Below are 26,623 nucleotides of genomic sequence, written 5' to 3'. Positions count from 1 at the left end.
CGGCTGCCCGGGGGATGGACGACGGACGGCCACGACCCTTAACGTGCGTTAGTTCCCGCCCACCCATCGTGGAGGCTCCATGCGCCCGCGCCGCACACTGGCCGCGCTCGCGACCACCGCCGCCGTCACCGTCACGGCCATCGGTGTCGCACCCCTCGCGGCCAGCGCCGCGCCCACCGACCTGTTCATCTCCGAATATGTCGAGGGATCGTCGAACAACAAGGCCGTCGAGCTGTTCAACGGCACCGGCGCCCCGGTCGACCTGGCCGCCGGCGGCTACCAGCTCCAACTCTTCTTCAACGGGGCCACCACCTCGACCACCGTCGCGCTGACCGGCACCGTCGCCGCCGGGGACGTGTTCGTCTTCGCCGCCGCGTCGGCCGCGCCGGCGATCCTCGCCCAGGCCGACCAGACGTACGGCGGCGCGCTGTTCAACGGCGACGACGCGATCGTGCTGCGCAAGGGCGAGACGGTTGTCGACTCCCTCGGCCAGGTCGGCGTCGACCCGGGCTCCGAGTGGGGCACCGGGCTCACCAGCACCGCCGACAACACGCTGCGCCGGCTGCCCTCGGTGACCGCCGGCGACACCGACCCCACGGACGCGTTCGACCCGGCCGCCCAGTGGGCCGGCTTCGCCACCGACACGTTCGACGGGTTGGGCAGCCACACCGTCGACGGCGGCGGCCCGGTCGACCAGCCGCCGACGCTCACCTGCGGCGGAGCGCTGACCCTGGAGGCGGGCGCCACCGCCACCCGCGAAGTGACCGCGACCGACGCCGACGACACGATCACCGACCTGGCGGTCACCTCGGTCGTGCCGGCGCCGGCGAGCGGCTCGATCACCCGTACCGCGTTCACCCCGGCGGCCGCGGCCGGCGGCACGGCCAAGGCCACGCTGACCGCGACCGGGCTGCCGGCCGGCGGCTACACCGTCACCGTGACCTCGACGGACGCCGACGGCGGCACCGCCACCTGCACGCTCGCGGTGCAGGCGACGAGCGTGCTCTCCGTCGGCGAGGTGCAGGGCCGCACCGGCGACGACGAGAGCGGGCGCACCGACCGGTCGCCGTTCGCGCCGGCCACCGGCAACGGCACCAGTTCCACGCTCTACGACGTGCGCGGCGTGATCACCGGCAAGTCGCTGACCCGCACCTCGGCCGGGGCCGACCAGTGGGGCTTCTACCTGCAGAGCCGGCTCGGCAGCGAGGACGGCGACCCGCTCACCTCGGACGGCCTCTTCGTCTTCATGGGCTCGTTCACCACGCTGATCGGCGGCTACGCCCCGACCGTCGGTGACGAGGTCGTGCTCCGCGGCCGGGTGTCGGAATACTTCAACCAGACCCAGCTCTCCGGCGCCTCACTGGTCCGCAAGCTCGACTCCGGGCTGGACGTGGACACCGCGGTCCGCATCGACGACGCGGTTCCGCCGGCCGAGGCGGACGCCGCCGACAGGTTCTGGGAGCGGCACGAGGGCGAGCGGATGCGGGTCCGGGCCGGCAGCGGCGTCTCCGCGCCCCGGCACATCTACGCCTCCACCGCGGACTCCGAGATCTACGTGCTGGACCGCGAGGACCCGATCATGAAGCGGTCGGATCCGTACGCCCGCCGGGTGTTCCGGGACGCGCATCCGCTCGACGACATCCCGGGCACGCTCTTCGACAACGGCAACAACCAGCGGATCCTGCTCGGCGCCGGCGGCGTGAAGGCGACCGCGGGTGACTCCACGGCGCTGCTGCCCGAGGCGCGCACCTTCGACACGCTGACCGAGGACGCCTTCGGCTCCGTCTCGTACGCGTTCAGCAAGTACAGCGTGCAGCCCGAGCAGCTCACCCTGACCGGCGGCGCGGACCCGGCCGAGAACCACCCGCCGCTGCCGGCCGACCGCACCAGCGAGGTAGCGGTCGCCACGTACAACGTGGAGAACCTTTACGACTACCGGGACGACCCGTTCGACGGCTGCGACTTCGCCGGCAACTCCGGCTGCCCCGGCGTCAGCCCGCCGTTCGACTACGTGCCGGCCAGCCCGGAGGCGTACGCGGCCAAGCTGGCCACGCAGGCGCGGCAGATCGTCAACTCGCTGCACAGCCCGGACCTGATCCTGGTGCAGGAGGCCGAGGACCAGGACATCTGCTCGGTGGTCGACGGCAGCCTGGCCTGCGGCGACACCGACAACGCCGACGGTGCGCCGGACACGGTGCAGGAGTTGGCGCTGGCCGTCGCGGCAGCCGGCGGCCCGGCCTACGCCGCCGCGTACGACCGGACCGGCGCGGACGCCCGGGGCATCGCCTCGGCCTTCCTCTACCGCACCGACCGGCTGACGCTGGCCCAGGCGACCGCCACCGACCCGCTGCTGGGCTCCGCGCCGACGGTCGACTACCGCTCGGCCGCGCTGCCGTCCAACGCGGACGTGCAGAACCCGAAGGCGTTCAACGCGGTGCTGCCGGCCGACGTGGACCGGTCGACCGGTGTGGACGGCAGCAACGTCTACACCCGGGCGGCCCAGCTCGCCCGGTTCACCGTCAAGGCCGCCCCGGGTTCGAGCGAGCAGTTCACCCTCTGGGCGGTGGCCAACCACTTCTCGTCCGGGCCGGACAGCCGGGTCGGGCAGCGTCGGGAGCAGGCCGCGTACGGCGCCGCGCTGGTGCGGGCGGTGGAGGCGACCGACGCGAACGCGCGGGTGGTCTACGGCGGCGACCTGAACGTCTTCCCCCGCCCCGACGACCCGATCGCGACCGCGCAGAACCCGACCCCGTCGGACCAGCTCGCTCCGCTCTACCAGGCGGGCCTGCACAACCTCTGGGACGACCTGGTCGCGGACGCGCCGGCGGCGGCGTACTCGTACACGTTCAGCGGGCAGGCGCAGACGCTCGACAACATGTTCGTCAACGACCCGATGCACGAGGACCTGGTGCAGGTGCGGACGGCGCACATCAACGCCGACTATCCGACCGACGCCGCGGAACTGGGCGATCGGGGCGCCAGCGACCACGATCCGACGGTGGCCCGGTTCCGGTCGCGCGCCGCGCTGCGGGTGGCCGACACCTCGGTGACCGAGGGGGACAAGGGCACCAGCACGATGACGTTCACCGTCACCGTGTCCCGCCCGCTCTCCGAGCCGGCCCTGCTCTGCGCGGCCACCTACGGCACCACCGCGCAGGCCGGGTCCGACTACGACCCGTACGTGGGCTGCCGGGTGCTGGCCGCGGGCCGGACGGCGCTGGCCTTCCCGGTCAACGTGCGCGGTGATCGCAAGCGGGAGGCGGACGAGCGGCTCACCCTGTACGTGGCCGGCGTGCCGGGGCTCCGGCTGGCCGACCCGTCCGGCGTGGGGACGATCCTGAACGACGACTGACCGGTCGACCGTCCGGCGGCCCGTCGATTCGCTCACCAGCGGATCGGCGGGCCGCCGCGGTATCCGCACCGTTGCGGGTCGGGCGGGGGCGGGACGGTGCGGTACTTGGCCACCCGCACCTCCCACTGGCTGCGCCGGCGCAGCGCGTCCCGCACGTCCCGGTTCCGGTAGAACGTCTCCGGCGGCCGGGCCAGCCCGTAGATGTCGGCCCACCACTCCCCCGGCCGCGGGTCGGTGACGACGTCGAGGTGGGACGGGTAGCGCCGCTCCGCGCCGTCGCGCAGGTCGGCCCCGTCCCGCATCGGCATGAGCACCGCGCCGGACTCGTCGACGACGACGAGCCGGTAGCCTGCCGTGCCGACGATCCGCGACAGCATGGCGAGACTGGGCGTCAGGGCACCGGACTCGATCCGCCCGACCGTGGCCGGGTGCACGCGGGCGAACCGGGCCAGTTCCCGCTGGCTGGCGTCGGCGCGGCGGCGGACCGCCCGGACGATCCCGGCGGCCGGGAAGGGCACGTCGAGCGGCTCGGTGAGCAGCGCGGGCGGTTCGTCGTCCGCCCGCCCGGCGCCCGGAGTGGCCTCGTCGGGTGTGGCGGGCGCGTCGATCGCGGCGTCGTCGGTGGGACCGGTCATCCCGTCACCCTCGTGCCTTCCCGCCGGTTCGCCAACCCCGCCCGTCCACGCTGTGGAAAACCCGGCGTACGGCGGGTAGCCCGCTCCCGCGACCTCGATGCGCCCACCCGCCGGCCCTCGATTCCGTAGCCGTCGCACCGGACACCTCGACACACGCCCACCGGGCATGACTGGAACGCCAGGGGTGCCTCACGCCCCCGCAGACACCCATACCGTTCCACCCATCGGCCCGCCGGAGCACCGCTGGAACGCCATGGGTGTGTCCGGCTGCCGTGGACTCCTCACGCGTTCCACCCGCCACGTCACCGGCGATCCTGCGCTTCGGGGCCCGGCCCCACCGGAATGACATCTCACGGACGGTGATGTTGACGGTGCGTGACGCGCAGCGTCACTCGAATAGCTCGCTTTCGCTCCGCACAAGCCGCTAAACGGATAGTTCACGCCTATTGCGTCGGGTGACCGGCGCACTCGACGGCGCCTTTGCTCTGCAGCCACCGAGGCAGCGGTGACTGACCGTGCCTGCTGCGCCGATGGCTGCAGAGCAAAGGCGCGGAGTGGTGACGTCCGCAGGCCGCACGAATGTGACGCTCCGCTACGAGAACAGTTGACCCGAAGGCGTGAGAACGGGAGGCGGCGGGTACGCCCGAGGCGAAGTGACGGAAGAGCCGCACCGAACGGTGGCGGCGGGCGTCCCGGTGCGTGACCAGGCGTGAACAGGCGAGGCGGCACGGCGCGGACGGTCCGGACGAGCTCAGCCCTGGATCACAGGTCGCAGAGCCGGCGGCCGGAGCGGATGTCGCCCAGCGCGGCGTGCAGCTCGGCGATGCGCCGTTCCGCCTCGGCGGTGAGCTGGTCGTGCAGTCGCTGCCAGTCCGCCAGCCCGGGATCCGGCGGCAGGGCGGCGAGCAGGTCCCGGATCTCGCCGACGCTGAGGCCGACCCGTTGCGCCACCCGGGCGACCCGCACCCGGCAGGCGGCGTCGGGACCGAACCGGCGCTGGTTGCCGCTGGTCCGACCGGCCTCGATCAGGCCCTGGCGCTCGTAGAAGCGGATGGCGGAGCCGCTGACCCCCGCCTCGCGCGCCACCTCGCCCACTGAAAGCATGCCCACCCCGCGACGACTTGACTTCAACAATTGTTCAAGTCTTAGCGTCCAGCCCATGACGACGCAAGAACCGCCGCTCACTCTCGCCGTGCTCGTCGGCAGCGTGCGCCGGCCCCGGATGGGCCGCATGATCGCCGACTGGTTCGTCGACCACGCCGGCCGCCGCGACGACCTCCGCACCGACCTGGTCGACCTCGCCGAGGTGCCGCTCCCGCTCGCCGACACCCCGCCCGGCGGCAACCCGGCCAGCCCGATCGCCGGGCGACTCGACGCCGCGGACGCGTTCGTCGTGGTCACGCCGGAATACAACCACAGCTTCCCGGCCGCCCTGAAGAACGCCATCGACTGGCACCACCGGGAATGGGTGGCCAAGCCGGTCGGGTTCGTCTCCTACGGCGCCGGCTCCGGCGGGATCCGCGCGGTCGAACAGCTCCGGCTGGTCTTCGCCGAACTGCATGCCGCCACCACCCGCAGCGGCGTCGTGCTCACCGCGCCGTGGGACCGCCTCGACCGGCAGGGCCGGCTGGTCGCCGACGGCCCGCTGGAGCGGGCCGCCGACGCGACGCTCGACGAGCTGAGCTGGTGGGGCGAGGCGCTGCGCGCCGCCCGCGCGCGGAGGCCGTACGGTCAGTAGCGCTCGCGGAGCATCTGGGCCGCCTCGACCGCCCAGTAGGTAAGGATGATCTGGGCGCCCGCCCGACGGATCGAGGTCAGCGTCTCCAGCATCGTTCGCTCCCGGTCGATCCAGCCGTTGGCGGCGGCGGCCTCGACCATGGCGTACTCCCCGGAGACCTGGTAGGCGGCGACCGGGACGTCCACCGCGGCCCGGACCGCCGACACCACGTCGAGGTAGGGCAGCGCCGGCTTGACCATCACCATGTCGGCGCCCTCGGCGACGTCCAGCTCGACCTCGCGCAGCGACTCCCGCAGGTTCGCCGGGTCCTGCTGGTAGGCACGCCGGTCGCCGTCCAGCGCCGACTCCACCGCGTCGCGGAACGGGCCGAAGAACGCCGAGGCGTACTTGGCGGCGTACGCGAGCACCGAGACGTCCTGGTGCCCGGCGGCGTCCAGCGCCTTGCGGACCACGCCGACCTGGCCATCCATCATCCCGGACGGCCCGACCACGTGGACCCCGGCGTCGGCCTGGGCGACCGCCATCTGGGCGTACGCGGCGAGCGTGGCGTCGTTGTCCACGCCGCCGTCCGGGGTGAGCAGGCCGCAGTGCCCGTGCGAGGTGAACTCGTCCAGGCAGAGGTCGCTCATCACCACAGTCGAGTCACCGACCTCGGCGATCACGTCCCGGATGGCCACGTTGAGGATGCCGGCCGGGTCGAGGCCGCCGGAGCCGGTCTCGTCCCGCTCGGCCGGCACCCCGAACAGCATGATCCCGCCGACCCCGGCCTGGACCGCCTCGACGGCCGCCTTGCGCAGCGAGTCCCGGGAGTGCTGGAGCACCCCGGGCAGCGACGCGACCGCCCGCGGCTCGGCCAGCCCCTCCTTGACGAACATCGGCACGACCAGCTCGGCCGGGGCGACGCGGGTCTCGGAGACCAGCCGCCGCACGGCCGCGTTGCGGCGCAGCCGGCGGGGCCGGATCTCGGGGTACGGCATGGGGGTGCCTCCTGTCAGCGGAACCTCAGGGCGGTCGGCCCCTGCACCTTCGAGCCGCGGCGCTGCTTCGCCGGCATGGCGGCGAGCTTCTCGCGCAGCTCGACGGCGTAGGCGGCGAGCGCCTCCACCAGGTCGGGCACCGAGGCGTGCGGCGGCTGCACGTCGACCCGCAGGCCGAACTCCGTCGCGGTCTCCGCCGTCTTGGGCCCGATGACGGCAACAACGGTACGCGCGTGCGGCTTCCCGGCGATGCCGACCAGGTTCCGGACCGTGGAGGACGAGGTGAACAGCACCGCGTCGAACCCGCCCGACTTGATCGCGTCGCGGATCTCGGCCGGCGGCGGCGCCGCCCGCACGGTCCGGTACGCGGTCACGTCGTCGACCTCCCAGCCGCGCTCGGTGAGGCCGGCGGCGAGCGTCTCGGTGGCGATGTCGGCGCGCGGCAGCAGCACCCGGCCGACCGGGTCGAGGATCTCGTCGTGCGGCGAGAACTCGGCCAGCAGGCCCTCCGAGGACTGCTCCCCGGCGGGGACCAGCTCCGGCTGGATGCCGAACGCGCGGACCGCGTCCGCGGTCGCCTCGCCGATGCAGGCGATCTTGACGCCGCCGAAGTGCCGGGCGTCCAGGCCGTGCTCGCCGAACTTCTCCCAGACCGCCCGGACCGCGTTCACCGAGGTGAAGATCACCCAGGCGTACCGGCCGTCGACCAGGCCCTTGACCGCGCGCTCCATCTGGGCCGGGGTGCGCGGCGGCTCGACCGCGATGGTCGGCACCTCGCACGGGATCGCCCCGTACGCGCGCAGCCGCGCGCTCATCGCGCCGGCCTGCTCCTTGGTGCGGGGCACCAGCACCTTCCAGCCGTACAGCGGGCGGTTCTCCCACCAGCTCAGCTTGTCGCGGTCGGTGACGCCCGTGCCGACGGTGAGCACGACGCGGCCGGTGAAGCCGAGCGCCGCCGCGACGAAGGAGTCCACGCTCGACGTGGTGGTGTACTGCGTCTCGCCGGTGCCGTCCCCGGTCACCCCGACCGCGGTGGTGCCGTCGACGCCGGCGGCCAGCAGCCCGTCCCGGACGGCGGCCAGGTCACCGGCGTCCACCGCGAGCGCCAGCGAGCCCCGGCCCACGGCCGCGGCGAGCGCGTCGAAGTCCAGCGCGGTGACGTCCTCGACGTCGGCGGCGGTCCGGACGCCCGGCAGCGGGACGCCCGCGTAGGTGGCGACGCCCTCGGCCTGGCCGACGCCCGGCACCACCTCGAAGTGCGCGGCGGTGCGCGCCACCGCCTGCACCTCCTTGACCACCGAGTCGTGGCCGAACGGGTCGCCGGCGACCAGGTGCACGGCGTTCTGGCCAGAGCGGGCCGCGGAGATCAGCACCTTCGCCACGTCCCCCGGTACGCCCTCGGCGGGGCTGAACTCGGCGTCGGCACTGGCCTGGGCGCGGACGTAGGTGAGCAGCGACTCGGGGACTCCCCGGTCGTACACCACGTGGTCGGCCTCGACCAGGGCGTCGAGCGCCCGGCGGGTCAGCAGGCCCGGGTCGCCGGGGCCGGCCCCGACGAAAGCGATCTGGCCTACGGGCTTACGGGTGCGGGTCATTCTGTGCTCCCAAGTTGCTGGGTCCCCGGGCCGGGGTGTCCTTCTTGGCCGAGGATCGAGTCGGCGCCGAGTTCGAGGAGTTCGGCGGCGAGTGCCTTGCCGATCTCCGCCGCGTCGGCGGGCGTTCCGGTGCGGGACAGTCGGAGGTCACGGGAACCGTCCGGGCTGATCACCGCACCGCGCAGGTAGATCTCCTCACCGGTCTCACCCTCGGCGAGTTCTCCGTAGGCGGCCACGGGTGCGCTGCACCCGGCCTCCAGGGTGGCCAGCAGCGCCCGTTCCGCGGTGACCGCGGCGCGGGACGGCGCGTGATCGAGCAGCGCGAGCAGCTCGACCAGGTCGTGGTCGTCGGCCCGGCACTCCACGGCCAGCGCGCCCTGGGCGGGCGCGGGCAGCATGAGCATCGGGTCGAGCGTCTCGGTGATGACGTCGGCGCGGCCGATCCGGGTGAGCCCGGCCCGGGCGAGCACGACGGCGTCGAGGTCGGCGTCCGGGCCGAGCACCCGGCCGAGCCGGGTGTCGATGTTGCCCCGGATCGGGGTGACCTCGAACTGCATGCCCAGTGCGTGCAACTGGGCGATCCGGCGCAGCGCGCCGGTGCCGATCAGCGCGCCGGGCGGCAGCTCGGCGAGCGTACGGCCGCCGATGGCGATCAGCGCGTCCCGCGGGTCCTGCCGGGGCGGTACGGCCGCGATGTGCAGGCCGGGCGCCGCCGCGGTGGGCAGGTCCTTGTACGAGTGGACGGCGAAGTCGATCTCACCGGCGGTCAACGCGTCGCGCAGCGCGGAGACGAACACGCCGACGCCGAGCCGCTGCACCGGCGCGGTGGACCGGTCGCCGGCGGTCACCACCTCGACCAGCTCGACCGGGCGGCCGGTGGCCGCGGTGAGGGCCTCGGCGACGTGGCCGGACTGGGCCAACGCGAGGACGCTGCCCCGGGTGCCGAGGCGCAGGGGGGCGGTCATCGCGCACCTCCGGTGGACGGGACCTCGCCGGCGTCGAACGACGACCGGCCGTCGGTGTCGGTGGCGACCACGTCGGGGACGGTGTCGACCGGGGACGTCTGCGGCACCTCCAGGTCGAACAGCTCGCGCAGCAGGGCCGCGTACTGGTCGCCGCCGGGTTCGGCGGCGAGCTGGCGGACCCGGACGGTCGGCTGGTGCAGCAGGCGCTGCACGACCCGGTGCACGGTGCGGGCGACCTCGGCGCGCTGGTCGTCGCTGAGGTCGGGGCGGCGCTGGCCGAGGCGGCGCAGCTCGGCGGTCACCACGTCGTCGGCCCGGCCGCGCAGGGCGGCCACGGTCGGCGCGACGTCGGCGCCGCGCAGCCAGCTCAGGAACGCCTCGACCTCGCCGGCGACGATCCGGCCGACCTCGGCGGCGTCGGCGGCGGCCGGCCCGTCGGCGAGGACGCCTGCCATCCGGTCGATGTCGATCACCTCGACGCCCGGCAGCTCGGCGACGCCCGCCTCGACGTCGCGCGGGACGGCCAGGTCGAGCAGGACCAGCGGGCCGCGGTCGGCGTCGCGGCGGGCCAGCGCCCGGGTCACCACGTCCCGGGTGAGCACGGCCTCGGTTGCGGCGGTGGCGGCGACCACGATGTCCACCGCGGCGAGCGCGTCGACCAGGTCGGTCATCGGCACGGCGGTCGCGCCGTACGACTCGGCGAGCCGGACGGCGCGGGCGGCGCCCCGGTTGGTGACGGTGAGCGGCCCGGCGCCCAGCCGGGACAGGGTGGCCACGCCCAGCGAGCCCATCGCCCCGGCGCCGACCACCATGGCGGGCCGGCCGGTCAGGTCGCCGTCGAGCAGGTCGGCGGCGAGGTCGAGCGCGGCGGTGACCACGCTCTGCCCGGCGCGGTCGATGTCGGTCTCGGCGTGCGCGCGCTTGCCGACGCGCAGCGCCTGCTGCATCAGCTCGTGCAGCAGCCGCCCGGCCGAGTCGGCGCCGCCGGCGAAGTGGTAGGCGTCACGGAGCTGCCCGAGGATCTGCGCCTCGCCGACCACCATCGAGTCGAGCCCGGCGGCGACCCGGAAGACGTGGTCGACGGCGGCGGCGTCGTAGTGCACGTAGAGGTGCGGGGCGAGCGCCGCCGGCGGGGAGCCGGCCTGCTCGGCGAGGACCGCGCAGATGTCGCCGAGGCCACCGTGGAACCCGGACACGGCGGCGTAGACCTCCACCCGGTTGCAGGTGGAGACGAGGACGGCCTCGGCGACGTACGGCTGGGCGACGAGGCGGTCCAGCGTGCGGGTGAGGTCCGCGGGCGGGACGGCCAGCCGTTCCAGGGCGGCGACCGGGGCGGTGCGGTAGGACGCGCCGACGACGAGCAGTTTCACGTGCCGATCGCCTCCTGGGTGTCGGGGGTGGCGAGCCCGCCGGGCAGGGCGGTGAGGCCGGTCCCGCCGGTGGCGGGCAGCGCGGTCAGCGACGCCTTGCGGTGCTCGTGGAAGGAGAGGATCTGCAGCTCGATCGCGAGGTCGACCTTGCGCACGTCGACCCCCTCCGGGACCGAGAGTACGCACGGCGCGAAGTTGAGGATGCTCGTCACGCCGACGGCGACGAGCTGGTCGGCGACCGCCTGGGCGGCCGGCGCCGGGGTGGCGATCACGCCGATCGAGATCGACTCCTCGGCGACCACCCGGGGCAGCTCGTCGACGTGCCGCACGACCAGGCCGTGGATCTCCTCGCCGACGCGGGAGGGGTCGGCGTCGAGGAGCGCGGCGATCTGGAAGCCACGGCTGGCGAAGCCGTCGTAGCCGGCCAGGGCGTGACCGAGATTACCCACGCCGACCAGGGCGACGGCCCGGCACTGGGTGAGCCCGAGCACCGACTCGATCTGGTCGATCAGCAGCGCGACGTCGTAGCCGACACCCCGGGTGCCGTACGAGCCGAGGTGGGAGAGGTCCTTGCGGAGCTTGGCGGAGTTGACCCCGACGGCGCTGGCCAGGCCCTCGCTGGACACGGTCTCGTGACCGGAGTCGGCGAGCGCGTGCAGCGCGCGCAGGTATTCCGGGAGCCGGGACACGGTCGCCTCGGGCAGCTCCGGTAGCGCCGGTACGGCACCGGTGCGGCCGGGCGCGCCAGAAGGACGGTGCTGACTCATGAGACTCCGTGCGGTGCGATCCTCGACCGGCGTCGGGGGCCGGCCGTTTCGGGCCTCCCGCTGGCGACCGATGTTGCCGGCTGTGCTAGCAGGGCGCGTCGGAACTACAGAGTAGGCGCTTGTGAAGAGGTGCACAAATCGCGATCTTGATGACTCGCGACGCGGCTCCACCTGCCCCTCCATTCCCACAAGATCGATCAACCGCGCCTCCTCGGCGGCGCGTGGCGATTATTGCTCAATCCCGACTTCTCTGACCAATCGCGCGCGCCCGGTAGCGCTCCGTGATCGGCGTGGCGAGGCGCGGCTCACGTCGCCCGGTAGGGAGAACCCCACCTGGGAGAGGCCGGCGAGCGGGATGGGCCGGGCCGATTCCCGCCCATAGCCTCGAACCATGACCGCCGTACCGATCCCCGCCTCGCCCGCCCGGGGCCTCCTGAGCCGACTCGCCCGCGACACCGGCTACGTGATCTTCAGCCTCCCGCTCGCGCTGATCGGCTTCGTGCTCGCCGTGGCCGGGATCTCACTCAGCGCCGGGCTGCTGGTCACCACGCTCGGCCTGCCGGTCCTCGCCGGCACCCTCTACGCGGCGCGCGGGCTGGCCGACCTGGAACGGCTCCGGCTGCCCGGCGTGCTCGGCCGCCCCCGGGTCCGCCCGGTCTACCTGACGCCCCCGCGCGGGGCCGGGTTCTGGCGTCGCGTGTTCACCCCGATGCGCGACCCGCAGTCCTGGCTCGACCTGCTGCACGCCTTCGTCCGGCTCGTGGTGACCCTGCCCACGTTCGTGCTGATGCTGGTGTGGTGGGCGCTGGCGCTGACCGGCACGCTCTACGGCGCGTACGACTGGGCCATCCCGCGCGGGCCGGACGACCAGGACCTCAGCGAACTCCTCGGGATGGGCGACGGGACCGGGGCGCGGATCGCGCTGAACACCGCGATCGGGCTGTTCGCCCTGCTCACCCTCCCCCTGGTGGCGCGGGGCCTGGCCCGGGTCCAGGCCGCCGTGGCGTACTCCCTGCTCACCGGCGTGGCCGAGATGCGGCAGCGGATCACCACGCTGGAGGAGCAGAAGCGGGCGGCGGTCTCGGCCGAGGCGTCCGCGCTGCGCCGGCTGGAGCGCGACATCCACGACGGGCCGCAGCAGCGCCTGGTCCGGCTCGCGATGGACCTGGGCCGGGCCCGCCAGCAGCTCGCCGCCGACCCGGAGGCGGCCCGACGCACGCTGGACGAGGCGGTCGCCCAGACCCGGGAGACGCTCGACGAGCTGCGCGCCCTGTCGCGGGGCATCGCCCCGCCGATCCTGGTGGACCGGGGCCTGCCCAGCGCGCTCGCCGCGCTCGCCGCCCGGGCCCTGGTGCCGACCGAGCTGGTGGTCGACGACGAGCTGGGCACCGCCGGCGGCCGGCTCGACCCGGGGCTGGAGAGCACCGCCTACTTCGTGGTGGCCGAGGCGCTGACGAACGTGGCCAAGCACAGCCACGCCACCGACTGCCGGGTGGAGGTGACCCGGAAGGTGGGCCGGCTGGAGATCAGCGTCGACGACGACGGGGTCGGCGGCGCCCACCTGGCCAAGGGGCACGGGCTCAGCGGCATCGCCGACCGGGTCCGGGCGGCCGGCGGCACGCTGGCGGTGGACAGCCCGGCCGGCGGGCCGACCCGGATCCACGCCGAGCTGCCCCGGTGACGTCCGCCGGCGACGCTCCCGGCCCGGCGGAGGCCGCACCGTGGGACCCGGACGTGATAGACACCGGACCCATGCGGGTGGTGATCGCGGACGACGCCGTACTGCTCCGGGAGGGGCTGATCCGGCTGCTGACCGAGTCCGGGCACGAGGTGGTGGCCGCCGTCGGCGACGGGGACGCCCTGGTCGAGGCGGTGGTGGCGCACCGGCCGGACGTATCGGTGGTGGACGTGCGGATGCCGCCGTCGCACACCGACGAGGGGCTGCGCGCGGCGGTGGAGGCCCGCCGCCGGGTGCCGGGCACGCCGATCCTGGTGCTGTCGCAGTACGTCGAGGTGTCGTACGCCGACGACCTGCTGGACACCGCGGGCGGCGCCGGCGGCGGCATCGGCTACCTGCTCAAGGACCGGGTGGCCGCGATCGACGAGTTCCTGGACGGGCTGGCCCGGGTGGCCGCCGGCGGCACGGTCCTCGACCCGGAGGTGATCAGCCAGTTGCTGGTGCGGCGCCGGCGCGACGACCCGCTGTCGGCGCTGACCCCGCGGGAGCGGGAGGTGCTGGCGCTGATGGCCGAGGGCCGCTCCAACACCGCGATCGCCCGCATCCTGGTGGTGAGCGACGGCGCGGTGGAGAAGCACGTGCGGAACATCTTCACCAAGCTCGACCTGCCGCCGGACGCCACCACCCACCACCGGCGGGTGCTCGCGGTCCTGGCCCACCTGCGCGCCTGACCGGCGCGTCTCAGGGCAGGGCGCGGGCCAGCGTCACCGCCTCGGTGAGCGTGTCGGCGACCGGGTGGCCGCTGGCGCGCAGCCGGGCCGGGTCGGAGAGGCCGCCGGTGTAGAGCACTGCCGCGCCGCCGACCGAGAGGGCCGCGTCCGCGTCGTCGAGCGAGTCGCCGATCAGCACCACGTCGGTGCCGTCGAGCCCCAGCTCGGCCAGGTGCTTCTCCAGCCACTCGGCCTTCGGGCCGCCGCCGACCGCCGCGCGCAGCCCGTCGACCCGGCGGAAGTGCGGGGTCAGGCCGTAGGTGTGCACGGTGGGCACCAGCTCGTCGTGGAACCACATGGACAGCAGCGACTGGCTGCCCGGCCAGGCGGCGATCGCGGCGGTGGCGTCGGCGGCCAGCGCGCAACTGGTCAACCCGGCCCGGTACGCGTCGTGGAAGATCCGGTCGAGCGCGCCGAACGCCTCCGTGTCGACGGCCCGGCCGAGCATCTCGGCGTAGTAGTCGGCGATCGGCCGGCGGAACCGCACCCGGTGCTCGTCGGCGCTGACCGCCGGGCCGCCGGCGCTGGCGAAAGCCACGTTCGTGGCCCGCACCACCAAGTCGAGGTCGTCGAGCAGGGTTCCGTTCCAGTCCCACACCAGGTGGCGCCGTGTCTCCGTCACCCGGACACGATAGCTAGAGCTGAGGGGTGGTCAGGTCCCGCAGCAGCCGGTCCTCCTCGACCCGCCAGTAGCCGTGCTCCTTGCCGTCGAGCAGCACCACCGGCAGCCGGTCGCCGTAGTCGCGCTCCAGCTCGACGTCGCCTGTCACGTCCTTCTCCACCCAGCGGTCCCCGGTCACCGCCACCACCCGGTCGAGCGCCGCCTTCGCGTCGTCGCACAGGTGGCAGCCGGGCCGGGTGATCAGGATGAGCCGCGGGTCACTGGACATCGGATACCTCCGTGCGGATCTCGGTCTTGCGGACCTTCCCGATCGCCGAGTACGGCAGCGCGTCGACGAACTCGACGGCGGTCGGGCACTTGAACCGGGCCAGGTTACGCGCGCAGTAGGCGAGCAGCTCCGCCGCCGACACCTCGGCCGCCCGCACCACGTACGCCCGGACAGTCTCGCCGGTCCGGGGGTGCGGCACCCCCAGGACGGCCGACTCGGCCACCCCGGGGTGCGTCTGGAGCACCAGCTCGACCTCGTGCGGGTAGACGTTGAAGCCGTTGACCAGGATCAGCTCGCCGAGCCGGTCGACCAGGAAGAGGTCGCCGTCGCCGTCGGCGTAGGCCACGTCGCCGGTGGCCCACCAGCCGTCCGGGCCGGGCCCGCCCCGCCCGTCCGGCCAGTAGCCGTCGAACAGGTTCGCCCCGCGCGCCACGATCTGCCCCGGGTCGGTGCCGGTCGGGTCGTCGGAGAGGTCCATCCCGTCGTCGTCGGCCTCGGCGGCGGGCACCCCGTCGCGCCACAGCTCGACGTCGTCGGACCCGACCAGGCGCAGCTCGACGCCGGGCAGCGGGCGGCCGATCGAGCCGGGTTTCGGCTCACCGCCGACGAGCGTGGAGGTGAGCACCGGCGCGGTCTCGGTGAGCCCGTAGCCGACGTGCACCGGGTGCCCGGTCAGCTCGGTGAAGCGCGCGCCGGCCGCCGGCGGCAGCGGTGCCGCGCCGCACACCGCGAGTCGCACGCCGGTCAGCGCCGCGGCCGGGTCGCCCGGCGCGTCGGCCCAGGTCAGGAACATCGACGGTACGCCGAGCAGCACGCTGACCCGGTGTCGGGCGATCTGGTCGAGCGTCCCGTCCGGGCCGGGCTCGTCGACGAGCACGCCGGTCGCACCGTGGTGCACCACGGCGCCGAGCCCGGAGTTCAGCCCGTACGCGTGGAACAGCGGCAGCGCCAGCAGCACGGTGTCGTCCGGCCCGACCACAGGCGGGTCGATCCGGCCGACCTGGTCGTGGTTGGCGGCCAGCGCCCGGTGCGACAGCATCGCGCCCTTGGGCCGCCCCTCGGTGCCCGAGGTGTAGAGGAGGACGGCCAGGTCGTCGCCGCCGCGCTCGGGGAACCGGACGGGGTCCTCGCCGGCGGCGACCGGCGGGGTGGTGTGCACCGCGCGCAGGGCGGGCAGCTCGGCCGGGTCGACCCGGGCGGTCACCTCGGCGGCGCCGACCAGCACGGCGGCGCCGGAGTCGGCGAGGACGTGCCTCAGCTCCCGGCCGGTCAGCCCGGGGTTGACCGGCACGGCGACCAGCCCGGCGCGGAGCACGGCCAGGTAGGTGACCACGAAGTCGGGGGTGTTGCCGAACGCCACCGCCACCCGGGGCGGGTGCCCCGTCGGGTCGGACGGCGGGGCGGCGGCGCGCAGCGCGCGGGCGGTGGCGGTGACCGCGGTGTCCAGATCGGACCAGCGGAGCGTCCGGTCGCGCCAGTGCAGCGCGGCCCGGTCGCCGTGGTCGACGGCCGCCCGGCGGAGCCGGTCGGCGAGGTTCGGTGCGGGGCTTTCGGCGGGGTCCGGCACGGTGGCTGAGTCTGGCACAGCCGGGTCCGCCGGGCCATGCCCCGGAGCGCCGCCCGGGTCCGTCGCACGGGACCGCAATTGAGGTAGCGTGGGATTCCCGAGCGCGGGATCTGGATCTCCATCGGACGGCGGAGGCGTCGTCCGGGCGGACCCCCCGGGTCGCCCCCGCGACACGCCGAGCGAAAAGAAAATCCGCTCCGACCTGGACTTCCATTCGCAACCAGGTTCCGCGGCGAAAGTCAATCGCCCACGACGGACAACGGGTCCGGCGGTAGTGCGACCACACGGGAAATACTTCCGCTCTGTGTAACGGACTTGCCACGCGCGGGTGACGTTGGGCCTATCATCACTCGGGTCGGCTCACCCCATTTGCCGTGAGTCGACACCCCTCAGCCCGAGGAGGCCCCCGTGCCCGTGAGCGCATTGGACCAGCACCTCAAGGGGATCTGCCGCCCGCCGGCACGTCCCGGACCGGCCGTGCCCGACCGGGTCGTACCCGGACCCGCGGCGCCGGCGCGGTCGCTGTCCACCTTGATCGGGGAGGCACGGTGACCACCTTCGGTTACGCGGACCGACCGGCCGGGCTGACCGGCCCGACCCAGCGGAACCCGCTCAACGAACGCGCCGACCCGGCCCCACGCGCCGACGGTCTGCTCACCGCGCGTAGCGAGGCCGCTGGGCGGACGCGCAGTCGCACCCACCACGGCAACGAGGCGCCGCTGCGCCCGGCGCTGCCCGGCGGCAACGCGAAGCCGGCCGGCGGCCGGGTCGGCGCCCCGCCCCGGCCCGGCCCACCGCCCCAGGTGCGGCGCGGCGAGGCGGCGACGAGCGCCGAGCCGTCCGCCGCCGAGACCGCGGTGCTGCCCGCGGTCCCGGCCGGCGACACCGCGGTGCTGCCGGCCGTCCCGGCCGCCACGCCCGCCACCGGCTTCCCGAGCCGCCCCGACCCCTCCGACCCGGCCACCGAGGTCTGGGCGCTGGTCGAGCGGGCGCAGGCCGGCGAGGCCGAGGCGTTCGGCCTGATCTACGACCGGTACGTCGACACCGTCTTCCGGTTCGTCTACTTCCGGGTCGGCAACCGCCAGCTCGCCGAGGACCTCACCTCGGACACCTTCCTGCGGGCGCTCAAGCGGATCGGCAGCTTCACCTGGCAGGGGCGCGACCTGGGCGCCTGGCTGGTCACCATCGCCCGCAACCTGGTCGCCGACCACTTCAAGTCCGGCCGCTACCGGCTGGAGGTGACCACCGGCGACGTCCTCGACGCCGACCGGGAGGACCGGGGCCCGGAGGGCAGCCCGGAGGCGGCGGTGGTCGAGCACATCACCAACGTCGCCCTGCTCACCGCCGTCAAGCAGCTCAACCCGGAGCAGCAGGAGTGCATCGTGCTCCGGTTCCTCCAGGGCTTCTCGGTGGCCGAGACGGCGCGTGCCATGGGCAAGAACGAGGGCGCCATCAAGGCCCTGCAGTACCGCGCGGTACGGGCCCTGGCCCGGCTGCTGCCCGACGGCTTCCACGGCTGACCCGACCGGTCCCGTCCCGTCCCGTCCGCACCACCGGCGCACCCGCCGGTGGTCGGCGTGTCTCCGACACCCGCCGCGACCCCGATCACACCCGGTGATTTCGCCGCCGATCGGGCCGTAACCGGCGACCCACGCGAACCGTTTCTCCGGGTGCGACCAGTGGTTGTCCCGGCGTCCCCCGGGCCCACCCGGTCCGGCGGGTCAGGTCGGCCGTCCCGGTCGGCCCTTCGGCCGCACGCTGCCACCGGTCGCTGGTGACGATGACGGCCACCCGGCCGTGACCAGCGGAAGGGGGTGCCCGCGGTGGACAGCGACCTCTTCTCCGGTCGGCGAGCCGAGCGCTTCGCGCAACTCCTCGACGAGGCCAACGGCGGACGCCGACACCACGTCCGGTCCCGCGCCGACAGCGGGCTCACCGGGCTCGTCGAGATCGGCCGGCGGCTCACCGTCGAACGGCCCACCGTCGACGTCGACAGCGAGTTCCGCACCGGCCTGCGGGCGATGCTCGTGGCCACCGCCGAGCGCGAGAGCGCCACCGCCGCGTCCGCGTCCGCCTCCGGCGCCGCCACCGGCATCCGCGGCGCGCTGCTGCCCGCCATCACCGGCCGCCGGGCGCGCGCCCGGGGTGCGATCCTCGTCGGCGTGGCCGCCGGCGCCATCGCCCTCTCCGGCATCTCCGCCGCCAGCGAGAACGCGCTGCCCGGCGACGCGCTCTACGGCATGAAGCGCTCCACCGAACGCGCCCAGCTCGCACTGGCCAACTCGGACATCAGCCGGGGGCAGCTCTTCCTCGGCTTCGCCCGGACCCGGCTCGACGAGGCCGACTCGGTCCGCCACGACCGGCTCGGGTTCAGCGCCGTCCTGGACGACATGGACGCGGACACCCGCCAGGGCGTACGCCTGCTGACCACGGTGGCCGCGCAGCGTTCCGACCCGACGGCGCTGGACGCGGTGGACACCTTCCTCGCCGGCCAGCGGCGGGTGGTCAGCGGCCTGCTCGACCGGCCCGACCACGCCGACCGGGACCGCACCCGACGCTCCCTGGCGCTGCTCGACGCAGTCGGCCGGCGTGCCGACGCGCTGCGCGAGGCGATCGCCTGCGGGCTGCCCGTGCCGGCGGGCAGCGACTCGCTCGGGCCCACGCCGACGGGCTGTCCCGGCGACCGCTGAGCCCGCCGCCACACTTCTCCCGGCGGACACCCGGGCGTCACGGCGAGCCGGATACGCTCGACGCGGAGCCCGCACGGGGCCGTCGAGGGAGGGAGGTCACCCGTGACCGAGTCCCACAAGGTGACGGTCAGCACCGACGTCCACGGACACACCGCCGGCTGGGCGGAGACCCCGGAGGCCCCGGCGACCACTGTCGCGCCGGACCCGACCGCCGCCGCGTTCTTCGACGTGGACAACACGATGATGCAGGGCGCGTCGATCTACTGGTTCGCCCGAGGGCTGGCCGCCCGCAACTACTTCACCGCCGGTGACCTGGCCCGGTTCGCCTGGCAGCAGGCCCGGTTCCGGCTGCTCGCCACCGAGCACGTGGGCACCATGTCGCAGGCGAAGGAGGCCGCGCTCGCCTTCGTGCAGGGCTGGCGGGTCGACGACGTGGAGCGCCTCGCCGAGGAGATCTTCGACGAGCTGATGGCGCCGCGCATCTGGGCCGGCACCCGTCGGCTGGCCCAGCGGCACCTCGACGCGGGCGAGCGGGTGTGGCTGGTCAGCGCCGCTCCGGTGGAGATCGGCCGGGTGATCGCGGCCCGGCTCGGCCTGACCGGCGCGATCGGCACGGTGGCCGAGGTGGTCGACGGCGCCTACACCGGCCGGCTGGTCGGCGACCTGATGCACGGGCCGGCGAAGGCCGAGGCGGTCACCCAGCTCGCCGCGGTGGAAGGGCTGGACCTGGCCCGGTGCGCGGCCTACAGCGACTCCGCCAACGACCTGCCGATGCTGTCCGCGGTGGGACGTGCGGTCGCGGTCAACCCCGATCCGGCGCTCCTGCGGCGGGCCCGCGAGCGGGGCTGGGACGTCCGCGACTTCCGCACCGGGCGCCGCGCCGTCCGCATCGCCGTGCCGTCGACCGCCGCCGCCGGCCTGCTCGCCGGCGCGGTCACCGCCGGCCTGGCGCTGCACCGCCGCCGCCAGCGGGCCTGAGCCGCGCCGGTCAGGGGCCGAACGGGTCCGGACGGCGTTCGAGCAACTTGTGCAGCGTCTGCTGGATGGTCTCCCGCACCTGGTCGGCGAGGTTGAAGACGACGAGCGGGTCGTCCGCCGAGTCGCGCAGGTGCGCGGTCGGGATCGGCGGGCAGAACTCGATCAGCCACTTGCTCGGCAGCGGCACCATGCCCAGCGGCCCGAGCCACGGGAACGTCGGCGTCACCGGGAAGTAGGGCAGCTTGAGCAGCCTGGCGAGCGGCTTGATGTCGGCGAGCATGGGATAGATCTCCTCGCCGCCGACGATCGCCACCGGCACGATCGGCGTGCCGGTACGCAGCGCGGCGGAGACGAACCCGCCCCGGCCGAACCGCTGGAGCTTGTAGCGGTCGGAGTAGAGCTTGCCGACCCCCTTGAAGCCCTCCGGGAACACGCCGACCAGCTCGCCGTTGCCGAGCAGCCGTTCCGCGTCCGGGTTGCAGGCGACCGTGCCGCCGGTCTTGCGGGCCAGCTCGGAGACGACGGGCATCCGGAAGACCAGGTCGGCGCCGAGCAGCCGCAGGTAGCGGTGCCCGGGGTGCCTGTCGTGCAGCGCGGTGGAGAGGATCAACGCGTCCAGCGCCACCGTGCCGGAGTGGTTGCCCACCACCAGGCCGGCGCCGTCGGCCGGCACGTGTTCCAGGCCGCCGACCTCGGTGCGGAACCAGTCCCGGTAGAGCAGCCGCACCAGCGGGTGGAAGACCGCGTCGGTGAGGTCGGGGTCGAAGCCGAACTCGTCCACCTCGTAGTCGCCGGAGAGCCGCCGCCGCAGGAAGGCGAGCCCCTGCGCGACCCGGCGGTCCCAGTGGTCCCCGGGACGGTCGGTCACCGCCGGCGCCGTGTCGGCCGGCGGTCCGGCCGTCGCGGTGTCGGCCGCCCTGTCCCGGGCCGACGCCGGCACGGCCTTCTTCGCGACCGCTTTCTTGGCAACGGTCTTCTTCGCGACGGCCTTCTTCGCGACCGGCTTCGGGGCGGCGGGCTCGTCGGCGCCCGGCTTCGCGGCAGCGCCCTGGTCGGCCGCCGGCTTCGCGACCGCACGCTGGTCGGCCGCCGGCTTCGCGGCGACGGGCTCGTCGGTGGAGGTGTCCGGCTCGTCGGCCGGCGCCGCCGGGCGGGCGGCCGGCGCGGTCACCGGCCGGTGCCCGTTGCGCCGCGCCGGCTCCGCGTCCGGCCCGGGCCCCGCCGGGGGTACGTCGAACCGCGCGTCACGCCGCTCCGGCGAGCTGCTCACGAACGCTCCTGGACGGTCGAGCGGACCTGACGGATGCTCTCCAGCACCAGTTGCTCGGCGGCGGCGAGCTGGTCCCGGGTCACCACCACCCCGCCGTGGTGGGCGCGGACGAAGTCGTCGAAGGCGGCCGCGGTCGAGCGGGGGGTGAAGCCGAACTCGCGCTCCAGGCGGGTGGTGTCCACCACCCGACCGTGCACGAAGAGGTCGACCTGGTCCAGGCCGTACCGGCCGAAGCCCATGGTGCGGGCGACGGCGGCCACCCCGGCCAGGCCCGGCTCCAGCACCGGCACGGCCACCCGGCCGGCCCGGCGGATGGCCTGCGACAGCGACAGCACCCCCGGCCCGGCCACGTTGAAGGTCCCCGGGTGCTCCTCGGCGACGGCCCGGTAGAGCACCGTCAACGCGTCGTCGATGTGCAGGAACTGCAGGCGCGGGTCGCGACCGAAGATGGTGGGCACGACCGGCTGGGAGAAGTAGCGGGTGAGCGTGGTGTCGGCGGTGTAGCCGATGAACGGCGCGAAGCGCAGCACGGTCGCGGTGACCTCGGGGCGACGGCGGCGGAAGCCGCGAACGTACCCCTCGATGTCGAGGATGTCGCGGCCGAAACCGCCGCGCGGTACCTCGCGCGGCTCGGTCTCCTCGGTGAAGACGGCCGGGTCGCGGAACGAGACCCCGTAGGCGGCGGTCGACGAGCGGACCACGAGGCGGCGTAGCCGGGGCGCGCGTTGGCAGGCGGCGAGGAGCTGCATGGTGCCGATGACGTTCTGCTCCTTCATCGCCGCCCGGCCGCCGTGCTGCGGATCGGGGGCGGTGACGAGCGCGAGGTGCACCACGGCGTCGACGTCGAGGTCGACGAGCAGGCCGCCGAGCGAGTCCAGGTCGAGGCGGATCAGCTCGACGTCGGCGAGCAGGTCGGCCAGCTCGGGGTTGGGTGGCGCCGGGTCGACGCCGATGACGCGCTCGATGCGGGGGTCGGCGGCGAGGCGGGCCGCGACGTTCGCGCCGAGGAACCGGCCGACCCCGGTGACGACGACGACCCCCGGGGCACCGGAGGTGCCACCGGGGGTCATGTCGTGCGCCTTGCGCGGCAGGCAGGATCGAGCCGGGACGTCCGCGGCCTGATCACCTGAGCCTCCGAGGGTCGACAGTTGGCAAGTGGTGCCGGTGCCGGGTCAGCGCCCGGCCCCGGTCACTTGCCGAGACGGCGACGCTGGACGCGGGTCTTGCGCAGCAGCTTGCGGTGCTTCTTCTTAGCCATGCGCTTGCGGCGCTTCTTGACCACCGAGCCCATACGAAAGCCTTTCGATGCAACGTGCGGGGCGGACCGGCAGGCGCCACCGCACGATGGCGCCGTGCCCGCTTGCGGACAACGGACCGGACCAGCGAGGTGGGCAGGGCACACCAGGGTGCGATCTCGGTCGGGCTCCAGGGTAGCCGGAGTGCGTCAGCAGGACCAACGCGCCCCCGTCGATGCCCCTTTTCGTCGCACTCGGCGGACGGCCACCGAGAGGTCAGGCGGACTCCTGGAAGGCGCCCCGGAGGTATTCGTGCACGGCGTGCTCGGGCACCCGGAACGAGCGACCGACCCGCACCGCGGTCAGCTCACCGCTGTGCACGAGACGGTAGACCGTCATCTTGGAGACCCGCATGACCGTCGCCACCTCGGCGACGGTCAGGAACCTGACATCCGACAGCCGTGCGTCGGACTGCGACCCGGCCATGGCTCACCGACCCATTCCCGTGCCCGGCGCGTGTCACCGGGCAGGTGCTCCCGCCTCGACGAGCGACGCGCGTGTAATGAGTACGGTAGCGGGACGGCTGTGACCTGCGCGATCCCTTCCGTCCTTTGATCATGGCAGGACGGGCGTCCGCCAGGGCTTTTTCGCCCGGACGGGTGGCGCGTCCGGATCGCCTACTCGGCGCGCAACGCCACCACCGGGTCCAGCCGCCCGGCCCGCTGCGCCGGCACCACCCCGAACACGATGCCGACCGCCGCCGACACCCCGAAGGCGAGCGCCAGCGACCACCAGGTGATCGCCGCCGGGATCGGCGAGAACGCGTCGACGAGAAGCGCGGTGCCCACCCCGAGCGCCATCCCGGTCAGGCCGCCGATCGAGGTGAGCAGCACCGCCTCCAGCAGGAACTGCACCCCGATGTCCCGGGGCCGGGCGCCGACCGCCTTGCGCAGGCCGATCTCGCGGGTCCGTTCGCGCACCGAGACCAGCATGATGTTGGAGACGCCGACGCCGCCGACCAGCAGCGAGATGCCGGCGATGGCGGCCAGCACGCCGGTGAGCACACCGAGGATGTCGCCGAGCACACCGAGGATCTGCTGCTGGGTGACGGCGCTGAACTCGGTGTCCGGGTGCCGGCGGGACAGCTCCGCCACGATGCGCTCGCCGAGCTGGTCGATCCGTTCCCGGTCGGGCGCCTTGACCGCGATGCCGTCGATCCGCTGGGTGCCCCACAGCCGTTGCGCGGCGGTCACCGGGATGTGCACCTCGTCGTCCCGGTCCACGCCGAGGCTCTGCCCGAGCGGGGCGAAGACCCCGATCACCCGGAACCGGACGCCGGCCAGCGTGACCTGCTGACCGAGCGGGTCGCGGTCGGGAAAGAGCGCCCGGGCCACCGAGGCGCCGAGCACCGCCACCCGGCGGCTGGTGTCCACGTCGGCGCCGGTCAGGTAGCGGCCCCGCTGCAACGACCGGGTGAACACCGACGGGGTGGTCTCCAACACGCCCTGCACGGTGGTGAAGTCGGACCGCTTGCCGGCCCGCGCGGTCGCCCCGGACGCCACCGTCACGGCCACCCGGCCGGGGTCGCCGACCACCCGGGAGACGGCGTCGACGTCCTTGAGGTCCAGCGGGGACACCACCGGGGCGGTGCCCACCTCGATCTTCCCCGGCACCACCAGGAGCAGGTTCGAGCCGAGCCCCTCGACCTGCTGCTCGACCTGTTGCTTGGTGCCGGTGCCGATGGCCACCAGGATGACCACCGAGGCGACCCCGATGATCACCCCGAGCATGGTCAGCAGGCTGCGCATCCGGTTGGCCCGCAGCGCGTCCAGCGCCACCCGCCAGGCCTCGGCCACCCTCATCGGGCATCGCCGCCCGGGTGCGGAAGGCGTCCGGTGGCTCCGGTGGCGCCACCGGAGCCACCGGACGGGCGCCCCGGCCCGCTTCCGGACGCGGACCGGGGCTCCGCGCTGGGAGCGTGCTCCAGTGTCGCAGGTCCGCCGCCGCCGCCCGACCCCGGTCGATCATGGGTGGTGTCGGACTGGATCAGCCCGTCCCGGACCGCGATGCGCCGGCGCGCGCGGGCCGCCACCTCCTGGTCGTGCGTCACCATCACCAACGCCACCCCGGACTCGGCGTTCAGCCGCTCCAGCAGCTCCAGCACCGCCTCGCCGGTGACGCTGTCCAGGTTGCCGGTGGGCTCGTCGGCGAGCAGCACCGCCGGTTCGGTGACCAACGCGCGGGCGATCGCCACGCGCTGCTGCTCACCGCCGGAGAGCTGGTTGGGCCGGTGGTGCAGGCGGTGCCCCAGCCCGACCCGGCCGAGCATCGCCGCCGCCCGCTCCCGCCGCTGCCGCGCGCCGACCCCCCGGTAGACCAGCGGCAACGCCACGTTGTCCACGGCGGACGTCCGGGCCAGCAGGTGGAACGCCTGGAAGACGAAGCCGATCGTCTCGTTGCGCAACGTCGCCAGCTCCGGGGCGGTCAGCGAGGCCACGTCCCGGCCGCCGATCACCAGCCGGCCGTCACTGGGCCGGTCCAACCCGCCGAGCAGGTGCATCAGCGTCGACTTGCCCGACCCGGACGGGCCGATCACCGCGACGTACTCGCCCTGGGCGACGGTGAGCGACACCCCGCGCAGCGCGGACACCGACACCCCGTCCAGCTCGTACGTGCGCCAGACGTCGACCGCCTCGATCGCGGCGACGGTCACCGCAGTTCCTGGCCGTCGCGCACCTGGTCGGCCCCGCGCACCACCACCCGGTCGCCGGCCCGCACCCCGTCGACGATCTGCACCAGGTCCTGACCCTGCACGCCGACGGTCACCGGCACCCGGTCGGCGCGGCCGTCGCGCAGCACCCAGACCGCGTCCCGCCCGTCGGCGGAGAAGACCGCCGAGGCCGGTACGGCCACCGCGTCGGCCGCCTCGCGCACCCGCAACCGGACCACCGCGTTCATGCCGGGGCGGGGCGCCGGGGCGGCCTCCGCCTCGCCGAACCGCCCCCGGCCCAGGTCCAGCCGGACCCGGTAGGTGACCCCGCCCCGGGCCGAACTGGTGGGCAGCACGTCGACCGAGCGCACCGTCGCGTCGTACGTCGCGCCGGTCACCGCGTCCAACTCCACCGAGGCGGGCACCCCGGCGCGGACCAGCAGCACGTCTGTCTCGTCCACCTCGGCGAGCAGCCCGAGCCGGCCGGTGTCCACCACGGTGAGCACCGGCGTGCCGGCGGTGACCCGGCCACCGGCCGGCACGGCGTCGTCGACCCCGGCCGGCGGCCCGCCCGACCCGGCCGCGCCCAACGCCGACGGGTCGAGGCCCGGCGGCACCTGACCGCCGGTCGCCCCGAACAGCCCGGCCAGGTCGGTCGGCGCCGCCGACCGGGTGCCACCCGGCTGCACCACACCGGCGATCGGGGCCCGCAGCGTCAACGCGTCGACCGTCGCCTTCGCCAGGTCGTACGCCTGCTGGGCCTGGAGGCGCTGCGCGGCCGACAACGCGCCGACGGCGCTGTTCAGGCCGGCGACGCCGCGCTGCACGGCGGTGACCGCGCGGTCGGCGGCGCGGGCGGCGGACGCGTACTGCTTCTGCGCCGACTCGACCTGGAGCAGCAGCGCGGCGCGCGCCTGCGGGTCGCCGACCTTGCCGGCGGCGGCGCGGGCCGCGGCGAACGCCTCGTCGGCGGCCCGGTCGGTGCCCCGACGGTTGCCGCCCAGGTCGCCGACGCCGACGCCGCGCCCGGCCCGCTTCGCCGCGCGCAACGCGTCCCGCGCCTGGGCCAGCCGGTCCCGCGCGGACGGCGAGTCGACCACCGCGAGCACCTGCCCCTTGGCGACCCGCTGACCGGGTTGGACACGCAGCGCGGCCAGGGTGCCGTCGGCGGGGGCGGTGAGCGTGGCCGCGGCCCGCGCGGTCACCGTGGCCGGCGCGTCGATGACCTCGGAGACCGGCGCGCGGCCGACCGGGGCGACGGTGACCGCCGGGGTGTCGTCGCCGCAACTGGCGGCCGTGGTGCCGGTCAGCGCGACGGTGGCGAAGAGGGCGGTGAGCAGGCGGGGCCGCGTGGCTGCGCGCAGCCGCGGCGAGGGAGGGCGGACCACCCGGCCCATGCTACGACCCGTCGACAGGCGTCGACCCCTCGACGCGTC

General features: G+C 74.6%; 24 protein-coding genes. 7 read left to right on the top strand and 17 right to left on the bottom strand.

All coding sequences use genetic code 11. The features are described 5' to 3' along the window. The first annotated feature begins 79 nt into the window (after window positions 1–79). Window positions 80–3,352 carry a lamin tail domain-containing protein gene (locus tag ACIA5A_RS00680; RefSeq protein WP_396755063.1) on the top strand — a complete coding sequence of 1,091 codons (3,273 nt, stop codon included), beginning with the start codon at window positions 80–82 and terminating at the stop codon, window positions 3,350–3,352. A 32-nt stretch (window positions 3,353–3,384) separates the two neighbouring features. Here the strand turns inward: ACIA5A_RS00680 and ACIA5A_RS00675 are convergent, their stop codons facing one another. Both ACIA5A_RS00675 and ACIA5A_RS00670 read right to left on the bottom strand, forming a co-directional pair. Next, complete coding sequence (locus ACIA5A_RS00675; RefSeq protein ID WP_396755061.1) at window positions 3,385–3,987, bottom strand: helix-turn-helix transcriptional regulator; 603 nt, start codon at window positions 3,985–3,987, stop codon at window positions 3,385–3,387. Between the two features lie 762 nt (window positions 3,988–4,749). After that, on the bottom strand, window positions 4,750–5,091 hold the full coding sequence (locus ACIA5A_RS00670; RefSeq protein WP_396755059.1) for a MerR family transcriptional regulator: 342 nt from the start codon (window positions 5,089–5,091) through the stop codon (window positions 4,750–4,752). A 55-nt stretch (window positions 5,092–5,146) separates the two neighbouring features. Here ACIA5A_RS00670 and ACIA5A_RS00665 point away from each other — a divergent pair, with 55 nt between their 5' ends. Beyond that, a complete protein-coding gene (locus ACIA5A_RS00665) occupies window positions 5,147–5,725 on the top strand; it encodes an NADPH-dependent FMN reductase (protein ID WP_396755057.1) in 579 nt (192 codons plus the stop codon). On the opposite strand, the gene hemB is transcribed toward ACIA5A_RS00665, so the two are convergent. The 5 genes from hemB to ACIA5A_RS00640 are packed head-to-tail and all read right to left on the bottom strand — an operon-like array spanning window position 5,719 to window position 11,399. Further along, the gene (hemB, locus tag ACIA5A_RS00660; RefSeq protein ID WP_396755055.1) at window positions 5,719–6,702 is read right to left on the bottom strand and encodes a porphobilinogen synthase; all 984 of its coding nucleotides are present in this window, start codon (window positions 6,700–6,702) and stop codon (window positions 5,719–5,721) included. The two genes, ACIA5A_RS00665 and hemB, sit on opposite strands and share 7 nt — an antisense overlap. Before the next feature lie 14 nt (window positions 6,703–6,716). After that, the gene (locus ACIA5A_RS00655; RefSeq protein ID WP_396755053.1) at window positions 6,717–8,297 is read right to left on the bottom strand and encodes a uroporphyrinogen-III synthase; all 1,581 of its coding nucleotides are present in this window, start codon (window positions 8,295–8,297) and stop codon (window positions 6,717–6,719) included. Then, window positions 8,294–9,262: a hydroxymethylbilane synthase gene (gene hemC, locus ACIA5A_RS00650; RefSeq protein WP_396755051.1), complete on the bottom strand. Its 969-nt coding sequence runs from the start codon at window positions 9,260–9,262 to the stop codon at window positions 8,294–8,296. Before hemC ends, ACIA5A_RS00655 begins: the two co-directional genes overlap by 4 nt. After that, window positions 9,259–10,632: a glutamyl-tRNA reductase gene (locus tag ACIA5A_RS00645; RefSeq protein ID WP_396755049.1), complete on the bottom strand. Its 1,374-nt coding sequence runs from the start codon at window positions 10,630–10,632 to the stop codon at window positions 9,259–9,261. The genes hemC and ACIA5A_RS00645 overlap by 4 nt, the downstream gene beginning before the upstream one ends. Beyond that, window positions 10,629–11,399 (bottom strand): redox-sensing transcriptional repressor Rex, encoded by a 771-nt coding sequence (locus tag ACIA5A_RS00640; protein WP_396755047.1) that lies wholly within the window; start codon window positions 11,397–11,399, stop codon window positions 10,629–10,631. Before ACIA5A_RS00640 ends, ACIA5A_RS00645 begins: the two co-directional genes overlap by 4 nt. A gap of 391 nt (window positions 11,400–11,790) precedes the next feature. Between ACIA5A_RS00640 and ACIA5A_RS00635 the strand changes: the two genes are divergently transcribed. Both ACIA5A_RS00635 and ACIA5A_RS00630 read left to right on the top strand, forming a co-directional pair. Continuing rightward, a complete protein-coding gene (locus ACIA5A_RS00635) occupies window positions 11,791–13,080 on the top strand; it encodes a sensor histidine kinase (protein WP_396755045.1) in 1,290 nt (429 codons plus the stop codon). A 71-nt stretch (window positions 13,081–13,151) separates the two neighbouring features. Then, window positions 13,152–13,808: a LuxR C-terminal-related transcriptional regulator gene (locus ACIA5A_RS00630; protein ID WP_396755819.1), complete on the top strand. Its 657-nt coding sequence runs from the start codon at window positions 13,152–13,154 to the stop codon at window positions 13,806–13,808. A gap of 10 nt (window positions 13,809–13,818) precedes the next feature. Here ACIA5A_RS00630 and ACIA5A_RS00625 read toward each other — a convergent pair whose 3' ends face one another. From ACIA5A_RS00625 to ACIA5A_RS00615, 3 genes are read right to left on the bottom strand one after another with little or no spacing between them, the layout of a single operon-like run. Then, window positions 13,819–14,469, bottom strand: a complete 651-nt coding sequence (locus ACIA5A_RS00625) for an HAD family hydrolase (RefSeq protein WP_396755043.1) — start codon at window positions 14,467–14,469, stop codon at window positions 13,819–13,821. Window positions 14,470–14,482: 13 nt separating this feature from the next. After that, window positions 14,483–14,737, bottom strand: a complete 255-nt coding sequence (locus ACIA5A_RS00620) for a glutaredoxin family protein (RefSeq protein ID WP_091065377.1) — start codon at window positions 14,735–14,737, stop codon at window positions 14,483–14,485. Further along, a complete protein-coding gene (locus tag ACIA5A_RS00615) occupies window positions 14,727–16,304 on the bottom strand; it encodes an AMP-binding protein (RefSeq protein WP_396755041.1) in 1,578 nt (525 codons plus the stop codon). Before ACIA5A_RS00615 ends, ACIA5A_RS00620 begins: the two co-directional genes overlap by 11 nt. A 548-nt stretch (window positions 16,305–16,852) precedes the next feature. On the opposite strand from ACIA5A_RS00615, the gene ACIA5A_RS00610 reads away from it, so the two are divergent. The 3 genes from ACIA5A_RS00610 (at window position 16,853) to ACIA5A_RS00600 (ending at window position 19,972) form a co-directional block, all read left to right on the top strand. Next, on the top strand, window positions 16,853–17,824 hold the full coding sequence (locus tag ACIA5A_RS00610) for an ECF subfamily RNA polymerase sigma factor, BldN family (RefSeq protein WP_396755039.1): 972 nt from the start codon (window positions 16,853–16,855) through the stop codon (window positions 17,822–17,824). 303 nt (window positions 17,825–18,127) lie between these two features. Next, window positions 18,128–18,994, top strand: a complete 867-nt coding sequence (locus ACIA5A_RS00605) for a DUF5667 domain-containing protein (protein WP_396755037.1) — start codon at window positions 18,128–18,130, stop codon at window positions 18,992–18,994. A 102-nt stretch (window positions 18,995–19,096) separates the two neighbouring features. Continuing rightward, window positions 19,097–19,972 carry an HAD family hydrolase gene (locus tag ACIA5A_RS00600; RefSeq protein WP_396755035.1) on the top strand — a complete coding sequence of 292 codons (876 nt, stop codon included), beginning with the start codon at window positions 19,097–19,099 and terminating at the stop codon, window positions 19,970–19,972. A gap of 10 nt (window positions 19,973–19,982) precedes the next feature. Here ACIA5A_RS00600 and ACIA5A_RS00595 read toward each other — a convergent pair whose 3' ends face one another. From ACIA5A_RS00595 to ACIA5A_RS00565, 7 genes are all read right to left on the bottom strand, one after another. Then, window positions 19,983–20,840, bottom strand: coding sequence for a lysophospholipid acyltransferase family protein (locus tag ACIA5A_RS00595; RefSeq protein WP_396755817.1), 858 nt, complete (start codon window positions 20,838–20,840; stop codon window positions 19,983–19,985). A 398-nt stretch (window positions 20,841–21,238) separates the two neighbouring features. Continuing rightward, entirely contained in the window at window positions 21,239–22,312 is a 1,074-nt protein-coding gene (locus ACIA5A_RS00590; RefSeq protein WP_396755033.1) for an NAD-dependent epimerase/dehydratase family protein, read from the bottom strand. Window positions 22,313–22,431: 119 nt separating this feature from the next. Continuing rightward, the gene (locus tag ACIA5A_RS00585) at window positions 22,432–22,533 is read right to left on the bottom strand and encodes a 30S ribosomal protein bS22 (protein WP_007465623.1); all 102 of its coding nucleotides are present in this window, start codon (window positions 22,531–22,533) and stop codon (window positions 22,432–22,434) included. Between the two features lie 220 nt (window positions 22,534–22,753). Next, window positions 22,754–22,963 (bottom strand): helix-turn-helix domain-containing protein, encoded by a 210-nt coding sequence (locus tag ACIA5A_RS00580; RefSeq protein ID WP_013288759.1) that lies wholly within the window; start codon window positions 22,961–22,963, stop codon window positions 22,754–22,756. 191 nt (window positions 22,964–23,154) lie between these two features. After that, window positions 23,155–24,339: an ABC transporter permease gene (locus ACIA5A_RS00575; protein ID WP_396755031.1), complete on the bottom strand. Its 1,185-nt coding sequence runs from the start codon at window positions 24,337–24,339 to the stop codon at window positions 23,155–23,157. Next, on the bottom strand, window positions 24,336–25,190 hold the full coding sequence (locus ACIA5A_RS00570; RefSeq protein ID WP_396755029.1) for an ABC transporter ATP-binding protein: 855 nt from the start codon (window positions 25,188–25,190) through the stop codon (window positions 24,336–24,338). Before ACIA5A_RS00570 ends, ACIA5A_RS00575 begins: the two co-directional genes overlap by 4 nt. Further along, complete coding sequence (locus ACIA5A_RS00565; protein WP_396755027.1) at window positions 25,187–26,584, bottom strand: efflux RND transporter periplasmic adaptor subunit; 1,398 nt, start codon at window positions 26,582–26,584, stop codon at window positions 25,187–25,189. Before ACIA5A_RS00565 ends, ACIA5A_RS00570 begins: the two co-directional genes overlap by 4 nt. Window positions 26,585–26,623 lie beyond the last annotated feature (39 nt).

The sequence above is a fragment of the Micromonospora sp. NPDC051300 genome (assembly GCF_044455315.1).
Classification (GTDB): domain Bacteria; phylum Actinomycetota; class Actinomycetes; order Mycobacteriales; family Micromonosporaceae; genus Micromonospora; species Micromonospora robiginosa.
Note: the sequence above shows the minus strand (reverse complement) of the source record. Positions and strands in the feature narration are given on the sequence as shown.